The following is a 22,071-nucleotide window of genomic DNA, read 5'->3' on the forward strand; positions in this document are numbered from 1 at the left end:
TTTAGGAGGATAAAAATGGATTTAAAAAAGATTGAAACCGCCGTCCAAATGATTTTGGAAGCGATTGGGGAAGATCCGAACCGCTCGGGACTGCAAGATACACCGAAGCGGGTGGCGCGCATGTATGCGGAAATTTTTTCCGGTGTCGAGAAAGACCCTGCCGATCACGCTAAGGTGGTTTTCCATGAAGATACCGACGAAATCGTATTGGTGAAGGACATTCCATTTTATTCCACTTGCGAACATCATCTGGTTCCGTTTTTCGGGGTAGGCCATATCGCTTATATGCCAAAAGATGGACAGGTGATCGGTTTAAGCAAGCTGGCGCGTATCCTGGATGAGGTCAGCAAAAAACCGCAGATCCAAGAACGGATCACGACGACGGTTGCGGATATCCTGATGGAGCATTTGCAACCGCAGGGGGTCATGGTGGTTTTGGAAGCCGAGCATATGTGCATGACGATGCGAGGCGTGAAAAAGCCGGGCAGCAAGACCGTGACATCCGCAGTCCGTGGCGCATTCAAACAATCATTCAAATCCAGAAGCGAAGTGCTGGAATTGATCAAACTGTAGACACATTACACGCTGACGAGGAGAATGAACTTTGAAATTAACGACGAATACAAAAATATATGATCTGTCGCAGCGTAGCCATATTATGGGGATACTGAATGTGACGCCCGATTCGTTTTCCGACGGAGGGGAGTGGAACACGGTCGAAAAAGCCATTGCCCACGCTATCGAAATGGTTGCGGAAGGCGCCGACATCATCGACATCGGCGGAGAATCCACCCGTCCTGGCCACACCCAGATTTCTGATGAAGAAGAAATTGCCCGCGTGGTGCCAATCATTGAAGCGCTCAAAAAGGCGGTCGATGTACCACTTTCGATTGATACCTACAAGTCGGCGGTCGCCCGTGCGGCTTGTGAAGCTGGCATCGATATCATCAACGACATCTGGGGCTGCAAGTACGATCCAGAGATCGCGGCGGTGGCGGCGGAATTTGATGTGCCGATCATTTTGATGCATAACCGGGAAAAATCAGATTATGCATTTTTGATCGAAGATATGTTGGCTGATCTGGCGGAGAGCGTGCGGATCGCAGTGTCCGCAGGCGTCAAAAGGGAAAACATCATCCTGGATCCCGGCTGCGGATTCGGAAAAACCTATGAAGACAATCTTAATGTAGTCCATCATCTAAAGCGATTTACGGAGCTAGGTTACCCAGTGCTATTGGGAACTTCTCGGAAACGGTTCATCGGAACGGCGCTTGGGGATCTCCCTTTCAAGGAGCGCGATCTGGGGACAGCCGCAACGACTGCACTAGGCATCATGAATGGCGCGCAATTGTTCCGCGTGCATAATGTGAGGGCGAATGCGGAAATGGCCCGGATGATGGATATCATGTTGAAAAAAGGAGAGAGCCCAATTGGATAAAATCTATTTGAATAATCTGCAGTTTTATGCCTTTCATGGATTGAATGCGGAAGAAAAGGTGTTGGGACAACGATTCAATGTAGATGTTGTGCTGCACACCGATACAAGAAAAGCCGGCTACAGCGATAAAATGGAGGATTCCATCCATTACGGCCATGCCTACAAGGCTGTTAAAGCGGTAGTGGAGGGTGAAAACTTCAACCTGATCGAAGCTTTGACTGAGCACATCGCCATCGCCTTGTTTGCGCGCTTCGACGGGCTGCAGGCTTGCCAAGTGAAAGTCATCAAACCGGATCCTCCGATCGTCGGTCATTATGATTCCGTTGCGGTTGAAATCTACCGCGAAAGGGAAGGGAGCTAAGATCATGCCTGTCGTCTACATCGCCTTAGGCACGAATCTGGAACCACGCGCGGACCATCTCGAAAAAGCTTTGGAGCTCTTTCGGTCCTTGACGGATTTGGAAGTGAAGCGCGTATCCTCCATTTATGAGTCGAAACCCGTCGGCTATCTCGATCAGCCGGATTTCCTGAACCTAGTGTTCGAAGCGGAAACGGATTTGTTGCCGTTGGATTTGCTGGACAAATGCCAAAGCATCGAACAGGAGCTCGGAAGAGTGCGGACCATCCGCTTCGGCCCGCGCACGCTAGATGTTGACATTGTTTTGTACGGAGTGGAAAGTTTCGCAGAGGAACGGTTGATCGTGCCGCATCCAAGGATGCAGGAGCGCGCCTTTGTACTGTTGCCCTTGCAGGAACTGAATCCCGAATTAACCGTTCCGGAGTGGAATAAAACAGTCAATGAATTGGTGGCGGAATTGCCAGCGAATGATCTCGAAGAAATCTGGAAATACGCACCAGAATACTGAATGATTGACGTATGTTGAAAATGAAGATTTTTAGAGAAATGCTCTTGACGTTTTCATATAAACAAGGTATACTATAAAAGTTGAGAAATTAAGCAGAGGCACCCGCTTCTCGCCTAAGTGGACAATTGCGTCCCTGGGCCAGATATGTACAAGTAACTTGCAGCAATGCGAGTATTGTCGGCGGGGTAGTATGACCCGCCGACTTTTTTCTGCGTTCTTTCTCTCAAATATCATGGAGGTGAACGACCATAGCAAAAGATATGATGGTTAACGACGGCATCCGTGCCCGCGAGCTACGCATTATCGGTAGTGACGGCGAGCAACTAGGAGTCAAATCGAAAAGTGATGCATTGCAGATTGCAGAAGCAGCAAACTTAGATTTAGTTTTGGTATCGCCAAATGCAAACCCGCCCGTTGCCCGTATTATGGATTACGGCAAGTTCCGTTTCGATCAACAAAAACGTGAACGTGAAGCCCGTAAAAACCAAAAAGTGGTAAGCCTTAAAGAAGTGCGCTTGAGTCCTTCCATCGACGAAAATGATTTTCAAACGAAAATGCGGAATGCTCGCAAATTCTTAGAAAAAGGTGACAAAGTGAAAGCATCCATCCGATTCAAAGGACGTGCGATCACCCACAAAGAAATCGGACAAAGGGTCCTTGATCGCCTTGCATCTGAGCTTACTGACGTTTCGACGATTGAATCTCATCCTAAAATGGACGGAAGAAGCATGTTCTTGATGTTGGCACCAAAAGCCGATAAATAAATTTGTAACTTAATTTAGGAGGAAAGACAAATGCCAAAACAAAAAACTCACCGTGGTTCAGCTAAACGTTTCAAAAGAACTGGTAACGGCGGACTAAAACGTTGGAGCGCTTTTACAAGCCATAGATTCCACGGAAAAACGAAGAAACAAAGACGTCAATTGCGTCAAGCTTCAATGGTTAGCGCATCTGATATGAAACGCATCAGCCAACAATTATCACAAATGAAATAATTCTAAACAACAATACGAGATAGAACTTTGGTTCTAATAAGGAGGAAATCACTATGCCACGTGTAAAAGGTGGGACAGTAACCCGTAAACGCCGCAAAAAGATTATTAAATTATCTAAAGGTTATTACGGTTCAAAACATACATTATTCAAAACAGCTAAAGAACAAGTAATGAAATCTTATACTTATGCTTACAGAGACCGTCGTCAAAAGAAACGTGACTTCCGTAGATTATGGGTCACTCGTATCAACGCGGCTGCTCGCATCAACGGCATGAGCTACAGCACTTTGATCCACGGATTGAAACTTGCTGGTATCGAAATGAACCGTAAAATGTTGGCTGACTTGGCTGTAACAGACGCTGCAGCTTTCACTGCAGTAGCTGAACAAGCTAAAGCTGCTTTGGCTAAATAATTTTTGAATCGCTGCCTCTCCGGTCTTTGACTGGGAGTGCGGCGATTTTTTTGTTTTTTTTACTGTGAATGCTATACTGATATTATGTCAGTAAATCAATGGGGGTATCATTTTGGAAGAGAAAGAATTACAGATGCTGATCGATTTGACGGATGCTAGAGGCGTTCCGGGCAACGAAGGGGAGGTCCGTGAAGTCTTCAGACTTTATGCCAAACCTTTCGCCGAAAGCTTTTCGCAGGACGGATTGGGCGGTCTCTTTGCCAAGCATACAGGCATGGAAGAGGGGCCAACCATTTTGTTGGCTGGGCACTTGGATGAAGTGGGATTCATGGTGACGACCATAACCGAGAAGGGATTCATCAAATTCCAAACTTTGGGAGGCTGGTGGAATCAGGTCATGCTGGCCCAGCAAGTGGAGATCACCAACTCGAAAGGCGAGCGCTACCACGGGATCATCGGCTGCAAACCGCCGCATGTGCTCACGCCGGAAGCACGCAAAAAACCTTATGAAATCAAAGATATGTTCATCGATATCGGTGCTTCTTCGAAAGAACAAGTAGCGGAATGGGGCATCAAGCCCGGCGATATGATTACACCTTACACTTGCTTCAAACGCATGAACGATTCAAAATTCCTTCTAGCGAAAGCTTGGGATAACCGTATCGGACTGGCTGTTGCGCTCAAAGTGTTGGAAAATGTCGCAAAAACTGGGCACCCGAATGTGATATTCAGCGGCGGGAATGTGCAGGAGGAAGTAGGTCTGCGCGGAGCGAAGACGGCCACGCATATGATCCGTCCTGATATCGCATTTGCTTTGGATACAGGCACGGCAGGGGATACCCCGGGAATGACGCCTCAAGAAGCGGATTCCGAATTAGGAAAAGGGCCGCAGTTATTGATTTATGATGCGTCGATGATTCCGCATCGTGGCTTGCGCGACTTCATTGTCGGCGTTGCCGAAGAATGCGGAATTCCATTCCAGTACACAGTCATTACAGGCGGCGGCACTGATGCAGGTGCCCAGCATCAGAGTTTGGATGGCATTCCCTCCTTTGCGATCACAGTGCCGGTACGTTATCTGCATTCGCACACGTCCATTATTCATGAAGATGACTATCTGAATGCGGTCAAATTGGTCACGGAATTGGTCAAACGTTTGGACGCCGATACAGTAAAACAGATCCGCGCAAACGTCTAAAAATACGAACAGCATGAATATCTGTCGAAAAGTATCCACATATTTTCGTTGTTGGATAGAGTAAGATATAGATAATGAAAAAGTAGATGTCAATAAAGCAAGAGGAGGGGATGACAGGATGGAGAAGATGAAAAGACGTATCGCGATCATTGGCGGCGGCCTGAGAGGGTTGACAGCCGCTTACGAAATCGATAAAGCCATCCGGGAACAGAACCTCCCGTTTGAGTATGTCATTCTTGAGGATCGAGCCTTGGTTGGCGGCATGATCCATACGATAGATATGGATGGTTATGCGATTGATGTAGGGGCTTCGGCTTTCGATTCGAGACGCGCGGATATTTCCGATTTTCTGCAGGAATTAGGTTTGGAAGATGAAAAACAATACAGCCGAGGGGGAAAACTGGTGTTGTTCGATGGAAATGCGGTCATTGATGACATTATGCCTACTTACCATGGCATGCCGCTCTTTCTGAATGACATTTGGCAGGCCAACGGATTGACTTTGGATGCAAAGCTCCGAGCGTTCATGAACAGCGTGTTTCTGTCTAAAAGCTTGCATGAGAACCCGGAATATTCAACCGACAACTTTTTGGAATTCCGTTTGGGACGAGAAGTGGTCGATTATATGGCTGAACCCTACTACCCGGATAACGTCTATGGCTCCATGGAACTGATGCCAGTGAAATTATTTGATGAAAAATTAGTGACGATCTATGGGAAGGCCCACATCGGAAAAGGCAAAAAAGAGCAGCTGATGCGCTATGCGGATGGCTCCGGTCAGGAATATACCTTCAAGGGAGGTTTGGCAAGCTTGATTAAACGGCTGGCCCAACATACGGAAGGCCATCTATACATGAATCAGAAAGTTAAATCGTTGAGCAATGTGTCAGAAGATCTTCTCATGATTGAATTGAACGGACGTGAATCCATGCGTGCTGGGAGTGTTGTCATCACGACTAACCCCCAAGAAGCTCTTGGGTTTTTGGAAGGATTCGCTAAGGAGAATGATTTCCCGAAGGCCCAAAGCACAAGTGTCGGTACCGTTTTTTTCAAAATAAATAAAAAATCAGTCAATAATCTACCTGAAGGGCAAGGGTTTGTGATTCCGCGGAAAAGTTCCTTTCATAGCACGAAGGTTGTTGTTTTGAACAACAAGTGGCCGCTGTTCGAACAAGCGGATTATTATTATGTACTTGTAGAATTCGGCAGACGTCTGGAAGAAACCTTGATAGAATTAGCCGATGATCTCGTGATGGATATCATCAAAAATGAAGTGAAGGAAATTTTGGCTCTGACCGAGGAGCCTTTGCAGTCCACTTTTTATCGCTGGGAAAAAGCCGTGCCTCATTTCAGTTTGCAGCAAAGACAAGAGATGTTGGAAGAAGTTTATCCAGTTCGTAGAGAGTATGCAAAAAGAGGTGTTTTTATAGGGGGAAATGGAATCACTGGTTATGGTTTGGAAAATGCTATCATTGAGGGGAAACGCTTAGCCCATGAAGCGATCCGTTACATGAAACAACTGGAAAATAATGATAGTCCAAATGCGTAATAGGACAGTCCGCCAATCTGTATGTTTTCAGATTATGGTGGACTGTTTTTAAATTCATATAGAGTTTGTTTTTGTTTGGTGCTATAATGAATCCGAAGATAAAGAACTGTTGTTGTTGAGTGTGAAAACTGTTTCTTTCTGTTGCCGTGAAAGAGTTTACCATTGTCGAGGGCCAAAGGCATGTTATAATCTGAATAGTATTCTTTGTTTATCAGATATTGGATTGGGGGACGTTTAATGGAATTGACTATTTTGGGCTGCATGGGTGGCTATCCTACAAAAGATGTCGGTACGACGGCTTATTTGCTGACATCCGATGACTTCAAACTATTGATCGACGTCGGCAGCAATGCTTTGTTGTCGCTGGAACATCATCTGGACCCGTTGGATTTGGATGCTGTCATTTTGACCCACTATCACGCAGATCACATTGCGGATTTGGGTGTCCTGCAATACACTTTTCAGCTAAAAGAGCCTGCAGAAGGCAAGCTGAAAAAAATACTGCCTATATACGGTCATGCTGAATCGGAATTTTTCCGCTTGTTGGAGATGCCGGGTGTGAGTGAAGGGATTGCCTACGCGCCAGCGGAAACGTTGGAATTAGGGCCATTCCGGATCCGATTTCTGAGAACCATCCATCCGGTCCCGTGCTATGCGTTACGGATCGAAGAAATCACCACCGGAAAAGTATTCGTCTTCGGTGCGGATTCAGCCTATTTAGCAGCATTTGTGCCCTTTGTGAAGGCTGCTGACCTGTTCTTGGCTGATGCGAACTTGTTCAACGGGAACGAGCTTCACCATGCGCATATGACTGCAGGCGAAGTTGGTGCGATAGCGGAAGAAGCGGCAGTCAAACAGCTGGTCCTGACGCATTTGCCTCAAAAAGGCGAGCTATCCGTGTTGCTGGATCAAGCGAAAGAAGCAGCACCGTCCGTATCAGTCACGCTTGCCGAAAAAGATCGGATCATTACAATCTGATTGCATCCATCAACCGCACCAAACCAAACATATAACAAAAAAATAAATGAAATGAAGAATGGGAGAGGTATAAGCATATGTATTTTGTGGATAATCAAGGACAGTTGGACCCTAGCGTAAATATTGCCTTGGAGACATTTTTATTGAAGGAAAAAATCTTGGATGAACCGATTCTGTTGTTCTATATAAATGAGCCTTCGATCATCATTGGCCGCAACCAGAATACGATTGAAGAAATCAATGCGGACTATGTCGAAGCGAATAAGATACACATCGTCCGCCGTATGTCCGGGGGTGGCGCGGTGTACCACGATTTGGGTAACTTCTCTTTCTGCTTCATCACGAAGGATGAAGGTGATTCATTCCGCGATTTCGGAAAATTCACAAAACCGGTTATTTCTTTTTTGCATAGCGTAGGCGTCAAGGAAGCTGAATTAAAGGGCAGAAACGATCTGGTCATCGGTGAAAAAAAATTCTCGGGGAATGCCATGTATGCGACGAACGGAAGGATGACCGCCCATGGGACAATCCTATTCGATTCCGATCTGGATGCCGTAACCGGCGCATTGAAACCGCGCAAAGAAAAAATCGAATCGAAAGGCATCAAGTCGATCCGCAGCCGCGTGACCAACATCAAACCTTTTGTTGATGAGGCTTATCAAAACCTGACTACGGAAGAATTTCGTGATCTGATGCTCTTGTCGATTTTTGATGTCGAGACGCGTGAGGGAGTAAAAGAGTACCTTTTGACCGAAGAAGATTGGAAACGCGTTTATGAAATACGCGAAGAATATTTCGGGAACTGGGATTGGAATTACGGCAAATCACCTAAATTCGAAATCCAAAAACATCATCGTTTTCCTATCGGATCCATTGAAGTCCGCATGAACGTTGAAGATGGGCATATCCAACAGCTGAAGGTTTTCGGAGATTTCTTTGGCTTGGGGGAAATCAAGGATGTTGAAGATGCTTTCATCGGCGTCAAATATGCCAAAGAGGATATGCTGGCTAAATTGAATGAACTTGACATAAAAAAATACTTCGGTAATGTGACAGCAGAAGAATTGCTTGAAGAATTGTACTGATAATGAAAGAGAAGCCCCGCAATTAGCGGAGCTTCTCTTTTGTATCATAAATGCTGAACAACCCGTTCAGCATTTATGATGCAGCTTCACGGGTTAGCCCTTCGGAAATTAGATAAATCATACCTATTGCGCTCTACGATGCTCATACGGCATGATTTCCTAAATTTCTTTCAGGGCTGAACGAACCCGTTCAGCTTTTATATTCTATCTGTGGAGGCCGATTGCTGTTTCCATGCGTTTAAGGGTTTCGGAGGCAATTTCATTCGCTTGTTTCGCGCCTGCATCCAAAATATCATCCAATTCTTTGGAACTCAACAATTCATAATAACGATTCTGCATAGGTTCCAATTCAGCGATGATGGCATCCGCCAATTTTTCTTTGAAATTGCCGTAGCCCGAGCCCGCAAATTCATTTACCAATTCATCAATCGGTTGATCAGTGAAGGCTGAGAAAATCGTCAATAAGTTGGAGATACCCGGCTTGTTTTCCTTATCGTATTCAATGATGCCGCTTGAGTCGGTGACAGCACTCTTAATTTTTTTGCGAATGACCTTTGGCTCATCCAGCAAAGAAATGTACCCTTTGGTGTTCTTGTCGGATTTGCTCATTTTGCTGGTAGGGTCCTGGATGCTCATAATACGACCGCCATCTTCTGGAATCATAGGTTCAGGCATAGAGAGGATCTTTTTGCCTTTTCCATACTTGTTGTTGAAACGCTGCACAAAATCCCTTGTCAATTCCATATGCTGCTTCTGATCTTCGCCAACAGGGACGAAATCCGTATTGTAGAGAACGATATCTGCTACCATCAAAGGCGGGTAGGTCAGCAATCCGGCCGAAACCGTCTCTTGTTTAGAGGATTTATCTTTGAATTGGGTCATTCTCTCCAATTCGCCCAGGTAAGTGTTGCATTGGACGATCCACGCAGCTTGAGCATGGGCAGGAACTTCCGATTGGATGAAGATGGTCGATTTGTTCGGATCGATTCCAAGCGCCAAATAAAGAGCTGCCAATCCACGTGTCCGTTCGGTCAAAGTGGCTGGATCTTGCGGAACGGTAATCGCATGCTGGTTTACGATACAGTAAGTGCAGTCATACTCTTCTTGACGCTGCACGAATTGTTTCATCGCTCCGATATAGTTCCCGATTGTAGGGATACCGCTGGGTTGAACGCCGGAAAATATTTTCTTTTTCATAAAAAGCCTCCTAGGTTAAGTACGTCATTATTTATTATAACGCAAATTGGGTTTGTATTCACGATTTAAATCGAATGCACAAAGTCGGAAGATTGTGGGGGGATGGAAGCGTTTTTAAAATTTAGGCTTAATTCGGAAAAAAATAATTATTAAACGATATTTATTATAAATTGTAAAATTTCGGAATTGAGATAGGTTGATTGGAAACGCCGTTAAATAAGGTTTTCACAAACATTTTACTGACTATTAAAAAGTGTAAATGTGTCGTAGATGTGACAGAAGTGTGTGGAACCCTAAAAAAAAGGATAGCTATTGTGCGTAGCTTGGTTTATAATAATAGTTGTAAGTGGTTCACAAATAAAGCTTACGAATAAAGGAGAGATCAGAGATGGTAACATTATATACTTCCCCAAGTTGTACTTCATGTCGCAAGGCACGTGCATGGCTAGAAGACAATAACATCCCTTACACTGAAAGGAATATATTCTCCGAACCTTTGACAGAAATTGAAATCAAAAGTATCCTGAAAATGACTGAAGAAGGCACTGAAGAAATTATTTCCACTCGATCCAAAGCATTCCAAGAATTAAACATTGACTTAGACGAATTACCTTTAAATACATTATTCACTTTGATCGAGGATAATCCCGGCCTGTTGCGTCGTCCGATCATTTTAGACGAGAAGCGTTTGCAAGTGGGATACAACGAAGATGAAATCCGTCGTTTCTTGCCGAGGGAAGTCCGCGCGTTGGAATTACAAAAAGCGCAAAGATTGGCAAACTTCTAGTCAACAGCAACTAAACAGGAATCAACAGACAAGTGCCCCGGACTGACGGCTGTACTTGTCTTTTTTGACCGCTGAACTTCGATATTTTGAAACGACAGAAACGCTTAGATGAGAAAACAAATGAGAAGTTAAAAGATTTTGTGCTTTTGTCTTTACATTTTTGCGATTTGATTTACAATGGGTATAAGAAAAATAGGGAAAGAAAAGTGGGGTGAAGCATGATGGAAATGGAAAACATCAACGAAAACACAATTCGCGTTTTGATTGAGAATTCTGATTTAGAGGAAAGAGGCATCACCTTTCTGGATTTATTAGGAAATCAAAAGCAAATCGAGAGCTTTTTCTACAGCATCCTCGAGGAGGTCGATGTTGATAATCAATTTCATGAATCAGATGCAATTACTTTCCAAGTGCTGCCTAATGGGAATGGTTTAGAGTTATTCATCAGTAAAGGGATGAACAATGAAGACGACTTCGATATGGCGAATGGCTCCAATCAATTGGAGCATGTAGTGGATTACATCAAAAAACAGACGAAGAGTTTCAATGAACGTGACAAGACGGATGCTGAATCTGAAGAGGATGATATGGCACCTTTGGAAGTCGTATTTAAATTCCAGAGTTTTGATGACTTCTTGGAGTTGGCGAAACGGATGGTCCTGGAGAGCGGCGTATCTTCGCTCTACTACTATGATAATCAATATTATTTGGCGGTTGTTTATTTTATAGATGAGATGACGGAAACGAATATCGATAACGAAATTTTGAAGGCTTTGGAATTTTCAGAAGAATCTGATATTGCTATTGAGATATTGGGCGAATACGGTAAGTTGATCATCCAAGACAATGCATTGGAATTAGCCAGACACTACTTTAAATAATCTGATCCGACCCCGAAAAGGGTCGGATTTTTTTGTACTTCAAGGAGTTTGATTATTTTAATTGAAAATTGCATCACCACAGGTTTTTTATATATTTGCAACAATATTCTGCATCCCCAACCGATGTCTAGCATTCCAAGCCTACCTCTCGAAAAAGGGATGAAGGAATACCTTGTCTCTTCTAGCCAAGGATACTGTTCGACAAGGCAATAGTTCTTGTCATCTTGATGACTTAGAAACATGATACAACTGACCGGCACGGTCACGTTGATTCCTTTGTTTTGGAAGTCTCTCAGCAATTGCGCTCTACGATGCTCATTTGCCTGGGACTCTAAGGGATTCATCCCTTAGAGTCCCAGGACAAGGTGACCGTTGTGAACCTTGCGAGGCCAGATTTCCTGAATTTCTTTCGAGGCAGAGCGGGCTGGGAACGCTTTTCTAATTCTTTCGCGGATGTTATGGGAAAGAGACAGAAAGGGCGGTTGCTTATGCTGATCGCTAGAAATGTAAATGGGGAATTGATTCAGGCTTACCAAGCGTCAAAGGAAAAAGCCAAGAATGGGGAGATGTATTATTGCCCAGCTTGCAAGGGGAAGTTGGTGCTGAAAAAAGGAAATATCATGATTGCGCATTTTGCCCACCACCAACATGCTGATTGCGCCGTTTTTTCGGAAGGCGAAACACTTCCCCATCTGAAAGGGAAGCAACTGCTTTTCGAAAAGTTCAAGAGTGAAGGGTTTGAAGTCACCTTGGAGTGTTGGCTTCCGGCATTGCAACAGCGTCCGGATCTCCTGCTTGTTCTTGCGGATGGAAAGGAAATCGCCGTGGAGTACCAATGCAGTCCAATCTCTCCTTCCGATTTGTTGGCGCGGACCCGGGGATACAAAAGATTCGGCTACGAAGTATGGTGGATTTGCGGAATAAATTATCAACCTGAAAGCGCAAAAATGAAGCAGTCTGTCTATCAATTCTTGAAGTATTCCGTCGCACTTGGAAATTGGATCGGGATTCTGGATACCCAGGAGGAAGAAATAGCCATCTATCACCACCTCAAGTTGGGCAGTGATAACCGTTTCCATTTTGGAAAGATGGGGATTCCGTTGGATGAACTCAATCTTGCCTGCTTAGAAAGCCTCTATAGAAGGGGGGGGATGTCAGATGATTCCGCTTTGAAGCCCAAAGCTTACACAAAAAATGTGGCACGAAAGCATATGCAGGCGAAGGATATCAATCTGTTGCGGTATCGCACCGATCCGGAACACCGGAAATTCTTGTTGGCAGTCTATCTTGATCGGAAGGACCTGTATCATTTGCCGGCATTTCTGTTCGAATTGCCTTGCCGGACATTAGGCATCCGCACACCGGCTTATATCTGGCGTTACTATCTTCTGAGAGATTTCAGCAATAAGGAAACGACAAAGCCGCTCACGAAAAAGCAGTTGCTGGATTGGCTGTCAAAATGCATACGAATGAACATAATCCGGACAAGGACGTCGTTGGAAGCGGATGACGCGAATTTATGGGAACCGTTGCTCCAGTTCGTGATGCGGCTGGTCGAGGAGGGCCATGCTGCAGCCATCGGCAAGGAAGAATGGCTCCTGCTGTACGCGCCGATGGACGGGAAACTAGATAGTCATCATTCATGCCTAGGTTAAAACGTGTTCAACTTGCCAGTACCCTTTAGGTCATAAGGTATGCTAAACTTATACTATTGAAAAATTAGAGGGGGAAAACCGGATGACAAACACAGAGAAACAATTGAAGAGAGCCGAAGTCCCGGAGGCATCTACATGGGATTTGACAGCGATCTTTACGACAGACGAAGCTTTCGAGAAAGCTTTGGATGAATTAGCAGGTGCAGTGCCGTTCGTGCGTGCCTTGCAAGGAACCGTCGGCTCGAGCAGTCACGCCTTGTTGAAAGGGATTGAAGAAGTCCTCAAAATCAACCAGAAATTGGAACGAGTCTATGTTTATTCCCACTTGAAGAATGATCAGGATACAGCGGATAACCTGTATCAAAACCTGCATGACAAAGCCTTGTCGATCTTGACGAGTGTCAGCGAAGCCACCTCTTGGTTCGAGCCGGAAATATTGGAGATTCCGGAGGATGAGCTGGAGGCATACTTGGCGGAAAATGAGCAGCTGCAGCCGTATGCGCATTTATTGGATAGCCTTACCTCTGCTCGTGAGCATGTTCTGTCCGCCAGAGAAGAAGAGTTGTTGGCGGGGGCTGGGGAAATTTTTGCTGCGCCAAGCAAAACTTTCTCGGTTCTCAATAACGCAGATATCACCTTCCCGACAGTGAAGAACGAAGAGGGCAAAGATGTCCAATTGACTCACGGATTGTATGGGAAATTGATGGAAAGCCCCAATCGGGAAGTGCGCGAAGGAGCTTTCAAAGCGCTCTACAAAACGTATGATGGCCTGAAAAATACATTTGCGACAACCTTGTCCACTAACGTGAAGGCGCACAATTACAAAGCCAAAGTGCATAAATATGAATCCTCCCGGGCATCGGCGCTGGCGAATAATCACATTCCTGAAGCGGTTTATGATACGTTGCTGCGTGTGGTTAATGAGCATCTGCCTTTGTTGCATCGCTATGTGGACTTGCGCAAGGTCTTGTTGGGTGTAGAGGAGTTGCATATGTACGATATGTATACGCCGTTGACGGGGGAAGCTCCGATCAAATACAGCATCGAGGCTGCGACGGAAGAAACCTTGAAAGGTCTTCAACCGCTGGGAGAAGATTATCGGGCTATACTCCAGGAAGCATTCGGCAACCGCTGGATCGACTGGCTTGAGAATGAGGGCAAACGCAGTGGAGCTTACTCTTCCGGCGCATATGACACGAATCCGTATATCCTGATGAATTGGCAAGATTCATTGAATCAACTGTATACCTTGGTCCATGAATTGGGTCACAGTGTGCACAGCTATCTGACAAGAAAAAATCAGCCTTATGTGTACGGAGATTATTCGATCTTCCTGGCCGAAATTGCTTCGACGACGAATGAAAATATTTTGACTGATTATTTGCTGAAGACCCAAACCGATCCCAAAGTCCGCATCTATATTTTGAATCATTACCTGGACGGCTTCAAAGGAACGATTTTCCGCCAAACCCAATTTGCTGAATTTGAGCACTACATCCATCAGCAAGCCTTGGCAGGTGTTCCGTTGACGCAAGATTTCATGACGTCCTATTATGCAGAACTGAATGCCAAGTATTACGGCCCAAGCGTCGAAAAAGATCCTGAAATAGGCATCGAATGGACCCGCATCCCACATTTCTACTATAACTATTACGTTTACCAATACGCTACCGGATTTTCGGCTGCAACGGCATTGGCAAAACGTATCGTTGAGGGAGAAGAAGGTGCGTTGGAGAAGTACCTTTCCTATCTGAAATCAGGAAACAGCGACTATCCGATTGAAGTGATGAAAAAAGCTGGTGTGGATATGACCCAGTCCGCTTACATCGAGGATGCCATGAAAGTGTTCGAGGAGCGTCTGGATGAATTGGAACAATTGATTGCAGCGCAACAAGCGTAATAAACAATAAAAGCTTCGCGGTCCGTTGAGGACCACGAAGCTTTTTCCCATCAGTGGGTGATGCGTTGGTAGTTTTTTCCGATTGTCGTGATGTTTGTTTTTTTCAGGTTGGCATTTTTTTGTCCACACTCGACTGAGCAATCTTTGATCACTTCATGGAGTACTTCAGCAGTGATGTTGTCCTCCAACAAAAGGCCATATTGATAATTCAGATTATCGAAGATGACAAGTGACGGATTCGTTTTGATGTTCATCTCCTGTGCGATATGCTGATCTGCTTCGTAGCTGCTTTTAACGAAAGGCGATTCTTTATCTTCAAAGAACATGTCGACGTCCAGATTGGCTTTGGTAGCCACCACCGCCAACAATTCTTTGGAATAGGTGGTCTTGCCGTCCGCAAGTGATTTCTGCAGGTGAAGCAAAAAGTTGCGGCCGCGTTTTTTGCCTTGCATCAAGGCAGCCTTATATGCCAATGAGGCATCATAGATTGAACTGTATATTTGATTGCGTAAGGTTAGGTCTTTTTCCGGCAAATTTAATCTCTTCATGTACTGTGTGACGGTATTGAAATTATGGAACGTGATGAAGCGGAAGTGGACTTTAGGTCCATCCAACGAACTCATGAATTTCAGGACTTCTTGTTCCGTACGGTAGCATTTGTGGCCAATCGGGTTCACGAATAGATAAAGTTCAAAAATCTGTTGAGGAGAAGAGATAGAATCAGCGGTATTCTGTTTTGACCTATACATTTTATCCCTCCCTCTTTCCTATTTTGCTTACTTTAAGTTTACCAAAAAAAAGCCTAAACAAGTAGCAATAAGGCTTTTCGAAGAACTGCCTTTTGAGTCAGGCTATAGTTCCCCCGTGCAACCTTCATTATTCTTGTTCAGTTTCACTTGTTTTATTGTCAAGGTGTATTTTACGAGACAATTAACTTTTTTGCAACTAAATCGACTGATTTTTTTATCTTGTATGGTTTGAAATCCTAAATAAATCAAAGGATTTTCGATTTTTGTCTGTTTTCTCGGAAAGAAATAAAAAAAATCCCCATTCTCCGCATGGATTTCTGGAGAATGAGGCTGGTTTGTATAGGCTATTGCTGGTTACCGGACTATTGGTGTGTCGTCGCATTTGGATAGGCCAGCATGCGTTCAATTTTCTGTTTCGCTTTACGCACTTTGATGTCGTGTCGCTTAAGGAAACTTTGGAAGGCGAGCGCTCCTTCTTCCAAAGACTCGGATTCGAATTCCAATTCGTAATCCATTTGATCTTGGTAGAAACTTTTATCCAGGAAGTAGGTCCCTTTGTCTCCTGGAAAATCATAGCGGATGGTTGAGAGCTGCCCGATGATTCCAAGGTCTTCTGTCGCAATGCCTAACTCCTTCAGTTTGTCGGCTACATTTCCCGACGCTCTCATCTTGTGGGAATCTACCAATGCTTTTGCTTCTTCAAGGGTCAGATCATCGTTCGTTTCCAATTTTTCGTTTTCCTGAATCGGCGTCTTCAGAGTGATTTCGCCTTTATCTTCATACATGCGGATGCGCAGCCCGCTGTTCAGACCCTTCAGTTTATAGTCAGGTGTATCAAAATAGACGTTGGTTTGTTTGATGGGGTCTGTTTCATCAAGGTTGAAGGCAGTAATCAGCGCCTCGTATTCTTCTTTATTCAATAGGTTTTTGAATTCTTTTTCAATATTTTGGCTCATCGTCATTACTTCCTTTCGGTTATGAGGTTCATTTTGATCGCAGTAGTTGTTTGAAAAATTCGAACCTTCGTTAGATTCCGTTCATCAGCGCATATACCATTAGGCGATGCGAAATTTTATTTTTATTGTATCATAAGTTCTACGCAATTAATTATTTTGAGCTGTTGGTGCACATAGACATAGCGTAGCGTATTAATATGAAGAAAAAATGAATTCGGTCCTTTTCGACAAGAATTATATAGAATCATAAATAATTGTGATAAAATAAAGTAGCATATACTATATGATAGGGTGTCGTTCTATGGAAAATAAGGAAGTTGAAAACTGGGATTCATTTTTAGCGCCGTACGAACAAGCGGTAGAGGAATTAAAAGTTAAGCTGAAGGGAATCCGTAAGCAGTATCGCGATGAGAATGTGCATGCACCCATTGAATTCATCACTGGGCGGGTCAAAAAGAAGGAAAGCATATTGGAAAAGGCTGAAGTCCGGGATATTGACTTGACCAGACTGGAACAGGATGTGCAGGATATTGCCGGCTTGCGGATCATGTGCCAATTTGTAGAGGATATACATGAGGTTGTGCGCCTTTTACGCGCAAGAAATGACTTTGAAATCATTATAGAACGGGATTATGTTACACATAAAAAAGAGAGCGGTTATCGCTCTTACCATATGGTGATCGAATATCCGGTCCAGCGTATTTACGAAGAAAAGAAAATACTGGTCGAAATACAGATCAGGACTCTGGCCATGAATTTTTGGGCAACGATCGAACATTCATTGAACTACAAATATCGGGGCGAATATCCGGAAGAACTGCATGACCGCTTGATACGTGCGGCAGAAGCTGCTTTCCGCCTCGACGAAGAGATGTCGGAAATTCGCGAAGAAATCAAGGATGCTCAGCGCTATTTCTCTGACAAAAGAGATGATAGCCGATGAGGCCGGTCGAGAGGAGATCAGATATGAAAATTGCACTGGTCCATAACCAGACGCCAGAGACTTTGTCAGTCGCGGCGAAATTCAAAGAGATGTGCCTCTCTGAAAAAATCGAGATTGTCACGGATAATCCGGATCTTGTTGTGTCGATTGGGGGGGATGGCACGTTGCTGTCGGCTTTCCATAAGTACGAAGACCAATTGAGCCAAGTTCGTTTTGTGGGGATCCATACCGGGCATCTGGGCTTTTATACAGACTGGCGGACCTACGAACTGCCTGAGCTTGTCGAAAGTCTTAAGCACGATAAAGGGGAAAGCGTCAGCTATCCATTGCTTGATGTCCACGTCAAGTATGCGGATGAGGAAGAAGAAACCCGCTACATCGCTTTGAATGAGGCTAGTCTGAAGAAAATGGACGGGACGATGGTTTGCGATATTTATGTGAAGGATGAACTGTTCGAGACATTCCGTGGCGATGGTCTCTGTGTTTCCACACCTACAGGTTCGACGGGGTTCAGCAAATCGCTGGGAGGAGCCGTTATCCATCCACGGACGGAAGCCATCCAGCTGACGGAGATGGCTTCGGTGAATAATCGCATCTATCGGACGCTGAGCTCGCCTATGATTATCGCGAAAGACGAGTGGATTGTCATCTATCCGCACAAAGAAGATCGTTTGATTTTGTCTGTAGATCACTTGACATTTAAAAAAAGAAGCATCGAAAGATTGGTTTATCGGATTGCCCGAGAGCGTGTACATTTCGCGCGTTATCGTCATACGCATTTCTGGGACCGTGTCGAAGATGCATTCATTGGCGTAAAGAAAAACGACAGGAACGAACGGGCAAAGGAGCAGTGAATATGGCGACTAAAAAGTGGATGCTGAATACACGTTTGAAGGAGCAGCACATCGAAAAGCTAAAAGAACTTTATCCCGATTACGAGATGGTTACCGATGACGCGGAAACAGAAGCGTTCAGAGAAGTTGAGTGGGCTGTCGGTTGGAACGACAAATTGACCACACTGTTGGAGGAAGGGCAGATGCCTTCATTAAGATGGGTCCAAGCGATTTCGGCCGGCGTGAACAGCCTTCCGTTGGAAACTTTTGAAAGTCAGGGAATCTATTTGACGAATGCGAGCGGCATCCACAGCGAACCGATTGCTGAATACGTTATCGGCGTATTGCTTTCGCATATGCGCGGATTGCGGACTGCAATCCTGAATCAGCCGCAACGGAAATGGGAACAGACCACGGAGCTCCAGGAGTTGAAAAGCAAAACGATGATGATTGTCGGGGCGGGTCAAATCGGTAATCGCCTGGGAGAATTGGCTAAAGCGTTCGGAATGAAAGTCATCGCTGTCAACCGCAGCGGCAAGGAGATTCCCGGTTTTGATGTGACGGTCAAAATGGATAACGTCGGCACAGTCATCGACTTTGCGGATGTCGTTGTGGACATCCTCCCCCAAACGGATGAAACCTACCGTGTTTTTGATGATGCTCTTTTTTCACGCATGAAAAAAGGCGTTCTCTTTGTGAACGTTGGGCGCGGCGTCACCGTGGACAGCGATAGCCTCATCAAGGCTTTGGACAACGGGACAGTAGCTTATGCGGCTTTGGACGTGTTCGATGAGGAACCATTGCCTGCCGGAAGTCCTTTGTGGAATCATGAAAAGATACTGATCACCCCGCATTTTTCGGGTGTGGTTGAGCATTTTCGGGACAATCTGTTTGAAGTTGTCCTGGAAAATGCTGAGAGTTACAGAAAAGACGGCAAACCAAGCCGCAACCTGATCGATTTTGAAAGAAAATACTAACAGTAAAGCAGGGCTGCGCCAGCGAGTCAGATGGTGCAGTCCTTTTTTGTTGGCATTTTTTTACGCGATGACGGGGCATGAGTTGTAGAATGGCCTCTTTTTGGTTAGAATAGGAATGTATGTTGTCCGGCGGAAGTCTGAAGGTTGCAAAGCCGTTGGATTTGCTGGGTAACCTGTTCCAAGTGCGAATGAGCACAGAACAAACCAAGGCGGCAGGCCCGCAAGTAGAGATTCAGTATAGAGTAGGGGTAGTGTAGAGTGATTTTTAGCTGGATATATGAAAAAGAAGAGACGACACTGATGAAGACTTTTTTACGTTCCAAGGGAATATCAAAAAGTCTGTTGGCCACCATCAAATTCAATGGTGGCAGTATCTGGCTGAATGGCAAGGAAAGAACGGTTTTGGCGACGTTGGAAAAAGATGACAAGGTAATGGTCTGCATTCCGGATGAAGGGGAACACGAAACGACTGTCGGGGTGGATATGCCTTTAGACATTTTATTTGAGGACGACCACTTTTTGGTTGTAAATAAGCCGTTTGGAGCTGCTTCCATCCCATCGAAGGTTCACCCGCGTCTTTCCATGGCGAATCGCGTGAAAGGCTACTATCAGCGTCAAGGCTACGTGGACCAAGTCATTCATATTGTCACGCGTCTGGATCGCGATACGACCGGCGTCATGCTTTTTGCAAGGCATGGATACGCGCATGCTCTGATGGATACGCTATTGCGTAACAAAGAAGTCGATAAAACGTACCGTGCGGTCTTATCCGAACCCGTGCTGACAGAACCGCATGGATTCATCGATGCCCCCATCGGCAGGTCAGAAGATTCGATTATAACGCGAATGGTGCGGGAAGACGGCAAACAAGCGCTGACGGAATACTGGTTGGATAAGTCATATCCGGATGGACAGACTGCGAAAATCAAGTTGCATACGGGCAGGACCCATCAAATTCGGGTGCATTTCACTTCAATTGGTGCGCCATTAGTTGGAGATGATCTGTATGGGGGGAAAGCTGACCCGGACATGTTGCGGCAAGCCTTGCATTGCGAGTCATTGGCATTTGTGCATCCGTTCAGCGGAGAACTTTTAAAGATAGAAGCACCACTGCCGGATGATTTCATCAAATGGGAAAGCAGACAGAGGGACAAGGAGGCTGATATCCATGTTGGAACCACAATATGAATTTGAACTAGACCAAGCGTTAGCGAAAATCCGCGAATCGCTCCAGGGAGAGGATATCGAAAGATTCCGTTCAGATTTTTTGGACTATCACCTCTATGATCAGGCCCAGATTTACCTGGCGTTGGCGCCTGAAGAACGCATAACGATGTACAATTATCTCTCCGCGAATGAAATGGCGGACATGTTTGAAATCATCGAAGAAGATGTGGAATCGATCGAAGAGTATCTTTTGGAAATGAACAATCAGTACGCGGCCGATATGTTGGCAAACATGTATGCCGATAATGCCGTCGATATGCTGAAGCAACTGAAGGATGAACGGATTTGGCTGTATCTGCGCTTGATGCCAGTGGAATCAGCGAAAGAAATCCGGGCCTTGTTGAATTATAAAGATGAGACTGCCGGGGCCATCATGACGCCGGAATTCGTCTCGATCGTGGCCAATCAGACAGTCCGATCAGCGATGGCTATCCTTAAAAGCAAAGCGCCTGATGCGGAAACAATCTACTATATCTACGTCGTCAATGTGGACAATGTGCTGGTCGGAGTCATTTCCTTGAGGGATCTGATCGTAAACGATGAAGACATGATGATCGGCGATATCATGAGTGAGCGGATCGTATCCGTGAACGTAAACGAAGGGCAAGAAGATGTTGCCCATAAAATCAGGGACTATGACTTCTTGGCTGTGCCGGTAGTCGACGAAAACAATGTATTGTTGGGGATCATCACCGTCGATGACATCATTGACGTCATCGATGAGGAAGCCGTCAGCGACTTCTCTGGTTTAGCCGGGGTCGACGTTGAGGAGCAATCGGAAAACCCGTTTGTGGCTGCATCCAAGCGGTTGCCATGGTTGATTACGCTATTATTCTTGGGTATGGGAACATCCACATTGATCAGTCAGTATGAGGGGCTGATTTCAGAGGCATCGATTCTTTCTGTGTTTGTCACCTTGATCACCGGAACATCCGGTAATGCGGGGACACAATCACTTGCCGTCGCAGTCCGCAAAATCGGCATGCAGGATGATGAGGAGAAAAATTTGTTCCGTACCATTTTATCCGAGTTGGCGACCGGTTTGATTTCCGGTTTGGTGACTGGTATAACGATTGCACTTGTCATCGGTGTTTGGAAACAGAACTTCATCTTAGGTGGAATCATCGGCATCTCCATGTTGGTTGCCATCACGGTGGCGAATTTGGCCGGTAGCTTGATTCCTGTCTTGATGGATCGAATTGGCTTTGATCCTGCCGTTGCAAGCGGACCGTTCATCTCGACATTCAGCGACTTGACATCTGTGTTGATTTATTTCAACATCGCAAAACATTTTATCACCACACTTATGTAGGTGAAAAAAACAAGCAATGGACAAGCCCTCCGCTGGGGCTGTGTCCATTGCCTGTTTTTTTGCTCAGTGCTCGATTTCTACCCGGGATTTATCATGCTCTACGTAAACGCGAATTGTCATGGCTCTTGCTAT

Annotated in this window: 23 protein-coding genes; 20 read left to right on the forward strand and 3 right to left on the reverse strand. The window is 45.2% G+C overall.

All coding sequences use genetic code 11. The annotated features are described in order from the left end of the window. Positions 1 to 15: 15 nt before the first annotated feature. The 11 genes from folE (at position 16) to lplA (ending at position 8,522) form a co-directional block, all read left to right on the forward strand. Positions 16 to 573 (forward strand): GTP cyclohydrolase I FolE, encoded by a 558-nt coding sequence (folE, locus tag BLV66_RS00270; RefSeq protein WP_086985474.1) that lies wholly within the window; start codon positions 16 to 18, stop codon positions 571 to 573. Positions 574 to 658: 85 nt separating this feature from the next. Continuing rightward, a complete protein-coding gene (folP, locus tag BLV66_RS00275; RefSeq protein ID WP_086986002.1) occupies positions 659 to 1,438 on the forward strand; it encodes a dihydropteroate synthase in 780 nt (259 codons plus the stop codon). After that, positions 1,431 to 1,799, forward strand: coding sequence for a dihydroneopterin aldolase (gene folB / locus BLV66_RS00280; RefSeq protein ID WP_086985473.1), 369 nt, complete (start codon positions 1,431 to 1,433; stop codon positions 1,797 to 1,799). Before folP ends, folB begins: the two co-directional genes overlap by 8 nt. A gap of 4 nt (positions 1,800 to 1,803) precedes the next feature. Next, the gene (gene folK / locus BLV66_RS00285) at positions 1,804 to 2,304 is read left to right on the forward strand and encodes a 2-amino-4-hydroxy-6-hydroxymethyldihydropteridine diphosphokinase (RefSeq protein WP_086985472.1); all 501 of its coding nucleotides are present in this window, start codon (positions 1,804 to 1,806) and stop codon (positions 2,302 to 2,304) included. 260 nt (positions 2,305 to 2,564) lie between these two features. Then, positions 2,565 to 3,068, forward strand: coding sequence for a translation initiation factor IF-3 (gene infC / locus BLV66_RS00290; RefSeq protein ID WP_086628383.1), 504 nt, complete (start codon positions 2,565 to 2,567; stop codon positions 3,066 to 3,068). Positions 3,069 to 3,098: 30 nt separating this feature from the next. Then, a complete protein-coding gene (gene rpmI, locus BLV66_RS00295; RefSeq protein WP_086628382.1) occupies positions 3,099 to 3,299 on the forward strand; it encodes a 50S ribosomal protein L35 in 201 nt (66 codons plus the stop codon). 53 nt (positions 3,300 to 3,352) lie between these two features. Beyond that, positions 3,353 to 3,712, forward strand: a complete 360-nt coding sequence (rplT, locus tag BLV66_RS00300) for a 50S ribosomal protein L20 (RefSeq protein WP_086628381.1) — start codon at positions 3,353 to 3,355, stop codon at positions 3,710 to 3,712. A 112-nt stretch (positions 3,713 to 3,824) separates the two neighbouring features. Beyond that, a complete protein-coding gene (locus tag BLV66_RS00305; RefSeq protein ID WP_086985471.1) occupies positions 3,825 to 4,910 on the forward strand; it encodes a M42 family metallopeptidase in 1,086 nt (361 codons plus the stop codon). A gap of 118 nt (positions 4,911 to 5,028) precedes the next feature. Beyond that, the gene (gene hemG, locus BLV66_RS00310) at positions 5,029 to 6,459 is read left to right on the forward strand and encodes a protoporphyrinogen oxidase (RefSeq protein ID WP_086985470.1); all 1,431 of its coding nucleotides are present in this window, start codon (positions 5,029 to 5,031) and stop codon (positions 6,457 to 6,459) included. A 237-nt stretch (positions 6,460 to 6,696) separates the two neighbouring features. Continuing rightward, positions 6,697 to 7,437: an MBL fold metallo-hydrolase gene (locus BLV66_RS00315; protein ID WP_086985469.1), complete on the forward strand. Its 741-nt coding sequence runs from the start codon at positions 6,697 to 6,699 to the stop codon at positions 7,435 to 7,437. Between the two features lie 77 nt (positions 7,438 to 7,514). After that, complete coding sequence (gene lplA / locus BLV66_RS00320) at positions 7,515 to 8,522, forward strand: lipoate--protein ligase (protein ID WP_086985468.1); 1,008 nt, start codon at positions 7,515 to 7,517, stop codon at positions 8,520 to 8,522. A 204-nt stretch (positions 8,523 to 8,726) separates the two neighbouring features. On the opposite strand, the gene trpS is transcribed toward lplA, so the two are convergent. Next, positions 8,727 to 9,719 (reverse strand): tryptophan--tRNA ligase, encoded by a 993-nt coding sequence (gene trpS / locus BLV66_RS00325; RefSeq protein ID WP_086985467.1) that lies wholly within the window; start codon positions 9,717 to 9,719, stop codon positions 8,727 to 8,729. 388 nt (positions 9,720 to 10,107) lie between these two features. Between trpS and spxA the strand changes: the two genes are divergently transcribed. From spxA to pepF, 4 genes are all read left to right on the forward strand, one after another. Further along, positions 10,108 to 10,506 (forward strand): transcriptional regulator SpxA, encoded by a 399-nt coding sequence (gene spxA, locus BLV66_RS00330; protein WP_086985466.1) that lies wholly within the window; start codon positions 10,108 to 10,110, stop codon positions 10,504 to 10,506. 218 nt (positions 10,507 to 10,724) lie between these two features. Continuing rightward, positions 10,725 to 11,387, forward strand: a complete 663-nt coding sequence (locus BLV66_RS00335; RefSeq protein WP_342746285.1) for an adaptor protein MecA — start codon at positions 10,725 to 10,727, stop codon at positions 11,385 to 11,387. Between the two features lie 488 nt (positions 11,388 to 11,875). Beyond that, on the forward strand, positions 11,876 to 13,042 hold the full coding sequence (locus BLV66_RS00345) for a competence protein CoiA (RefSeq protein ID WP_176974075.1): 1,167 nt from the start codon (positions 11,876 to 11,878) through the stop codon (positions 13,040 to 13,042). Between the two features lie 82 nt (positions 13,043 to 13,124). Beyond that, positions 13,125 to 14,942 (forward strand): oligoendopeptidase F, encoded by a 1,818-nt coding sequence (gene pepF / locus BLV66_RS00350; RefSeq protein ID WP_086985463.1) that lies wholly within the window; start codon positions 13,125 to 13,127, stop codon positions 14,940 to 14,942. Positions 14,943 to 14,992: 50 nt separating this feature from the next. Here the strand turns inward: pepF and BLV66_RS00355 are convergent, their stop codons facing one another. Then, positions 14,993 to 15,691: a DsbA family protein gene (locus BLV66_RS00355; RefSeq protein ID WP_086985462.1), complete on the reverse strand. Its 699-nt coding sequence runs from the start codon at positions 15,689 to 15,691 to the stop codon at positions 14,993 to 14,995. Between the two features lie 362 nt (positions 15,692 to 16,053). Continuing rightward, positions 16,054 to 16,647, reverse strand: a complete 594-nt coding sequence (locus tag BLV66_RS00360) for a CYTH domain-containing protein (protein ID WP_176974076.1) — start codon at positions 16,645 to 16,647, stop codon at positions 16,054 to 16,056. A 301-nt stretch (positions 16,648 to 16,948) separates the two neighbouring features. Between BLV66_RS00360 and yjbM the strand changes: the two genes are divergently transcribed. The 5 genes from yjbM to mgtE all read left to right on the forward strand — a co-directional run bounded on the left by yjbM (position 16,949) and on the right by mgtE (position 21,939). Beyond that, complete coding sequence (yjbM, locus tag BLV66_RS00365; protein WP_086628370.1) at positions 16,949 to 17,590, forward strand: GTP diphosphokinase; 642 nt, start codon at positions 16,949 to 16,951, stop codon at positions 17,588 to 17,590. Between the two features lie 23 nt (positions 17,591 to 17,613). Further along, complete coding sequence (locus tag BLV66_RS00370) at positions 17,614 to 18,444, forward strand: NAD kinase (protein ID WP_086985460.1); 831 nt, start codon at positions 17,614 to 17,616, stop codon at positions 18,442 to 18,444. Positions 18,445 to 18,446: 2 nt separating this feature from the next. After that, positions 18,447 to 19,400, forward strand: coding sequence for an NAD(P)-dependent oxidoreductase (locus BLV66_RS00375; RefSeq protein WP_086985459.1), 954 nt, complete (start codon positions 18,447 to 18,449; stop codon positions 19,398 to 19,400). A 258-nt stretch (positions 19,401 to 19,658) separates the two neighbouring features. Further along, positions 19,659 to 20,588, forward strand: coding sequence for an RluA family pseudouridine synthase (locus tag BLV66_RS00380; protein WP_086985458.1), 930 nt, complete (start codon positions 19,659 to 19,661; stop codon positions 20,586 to 20,588). Further along, positions 20,569 to 21,939 carry a magnesium transporter gene (gene mgtE, locus BLV66_RS00385; protein WP_086985457.1) on the forward strand — a complete coding sequence of 457 codons (1,371 nt, stop codon included), beginning with the start codon at positions 20,569 to 20,571 and terminating at the stop codon, positions 21,937 to 21,939. The genes BLV66_RS00380 and mgtE overlap by 20 nt, the downstream gene beginning before the upstream one ends. Positions 21,940 to 22,071: the final 132 nt, after the last annotated feature.

Source organism: Trichococcus collinsii (genome assembly GCF_900107505.1).
In the GTDB taxonomy this organism is placed as follows: domain Bacteria; phylum Bacillota; class Bacilli; order Lactobacillales; family Aerococcaceae; genus Trichococcus; species Trichococcus collinsii.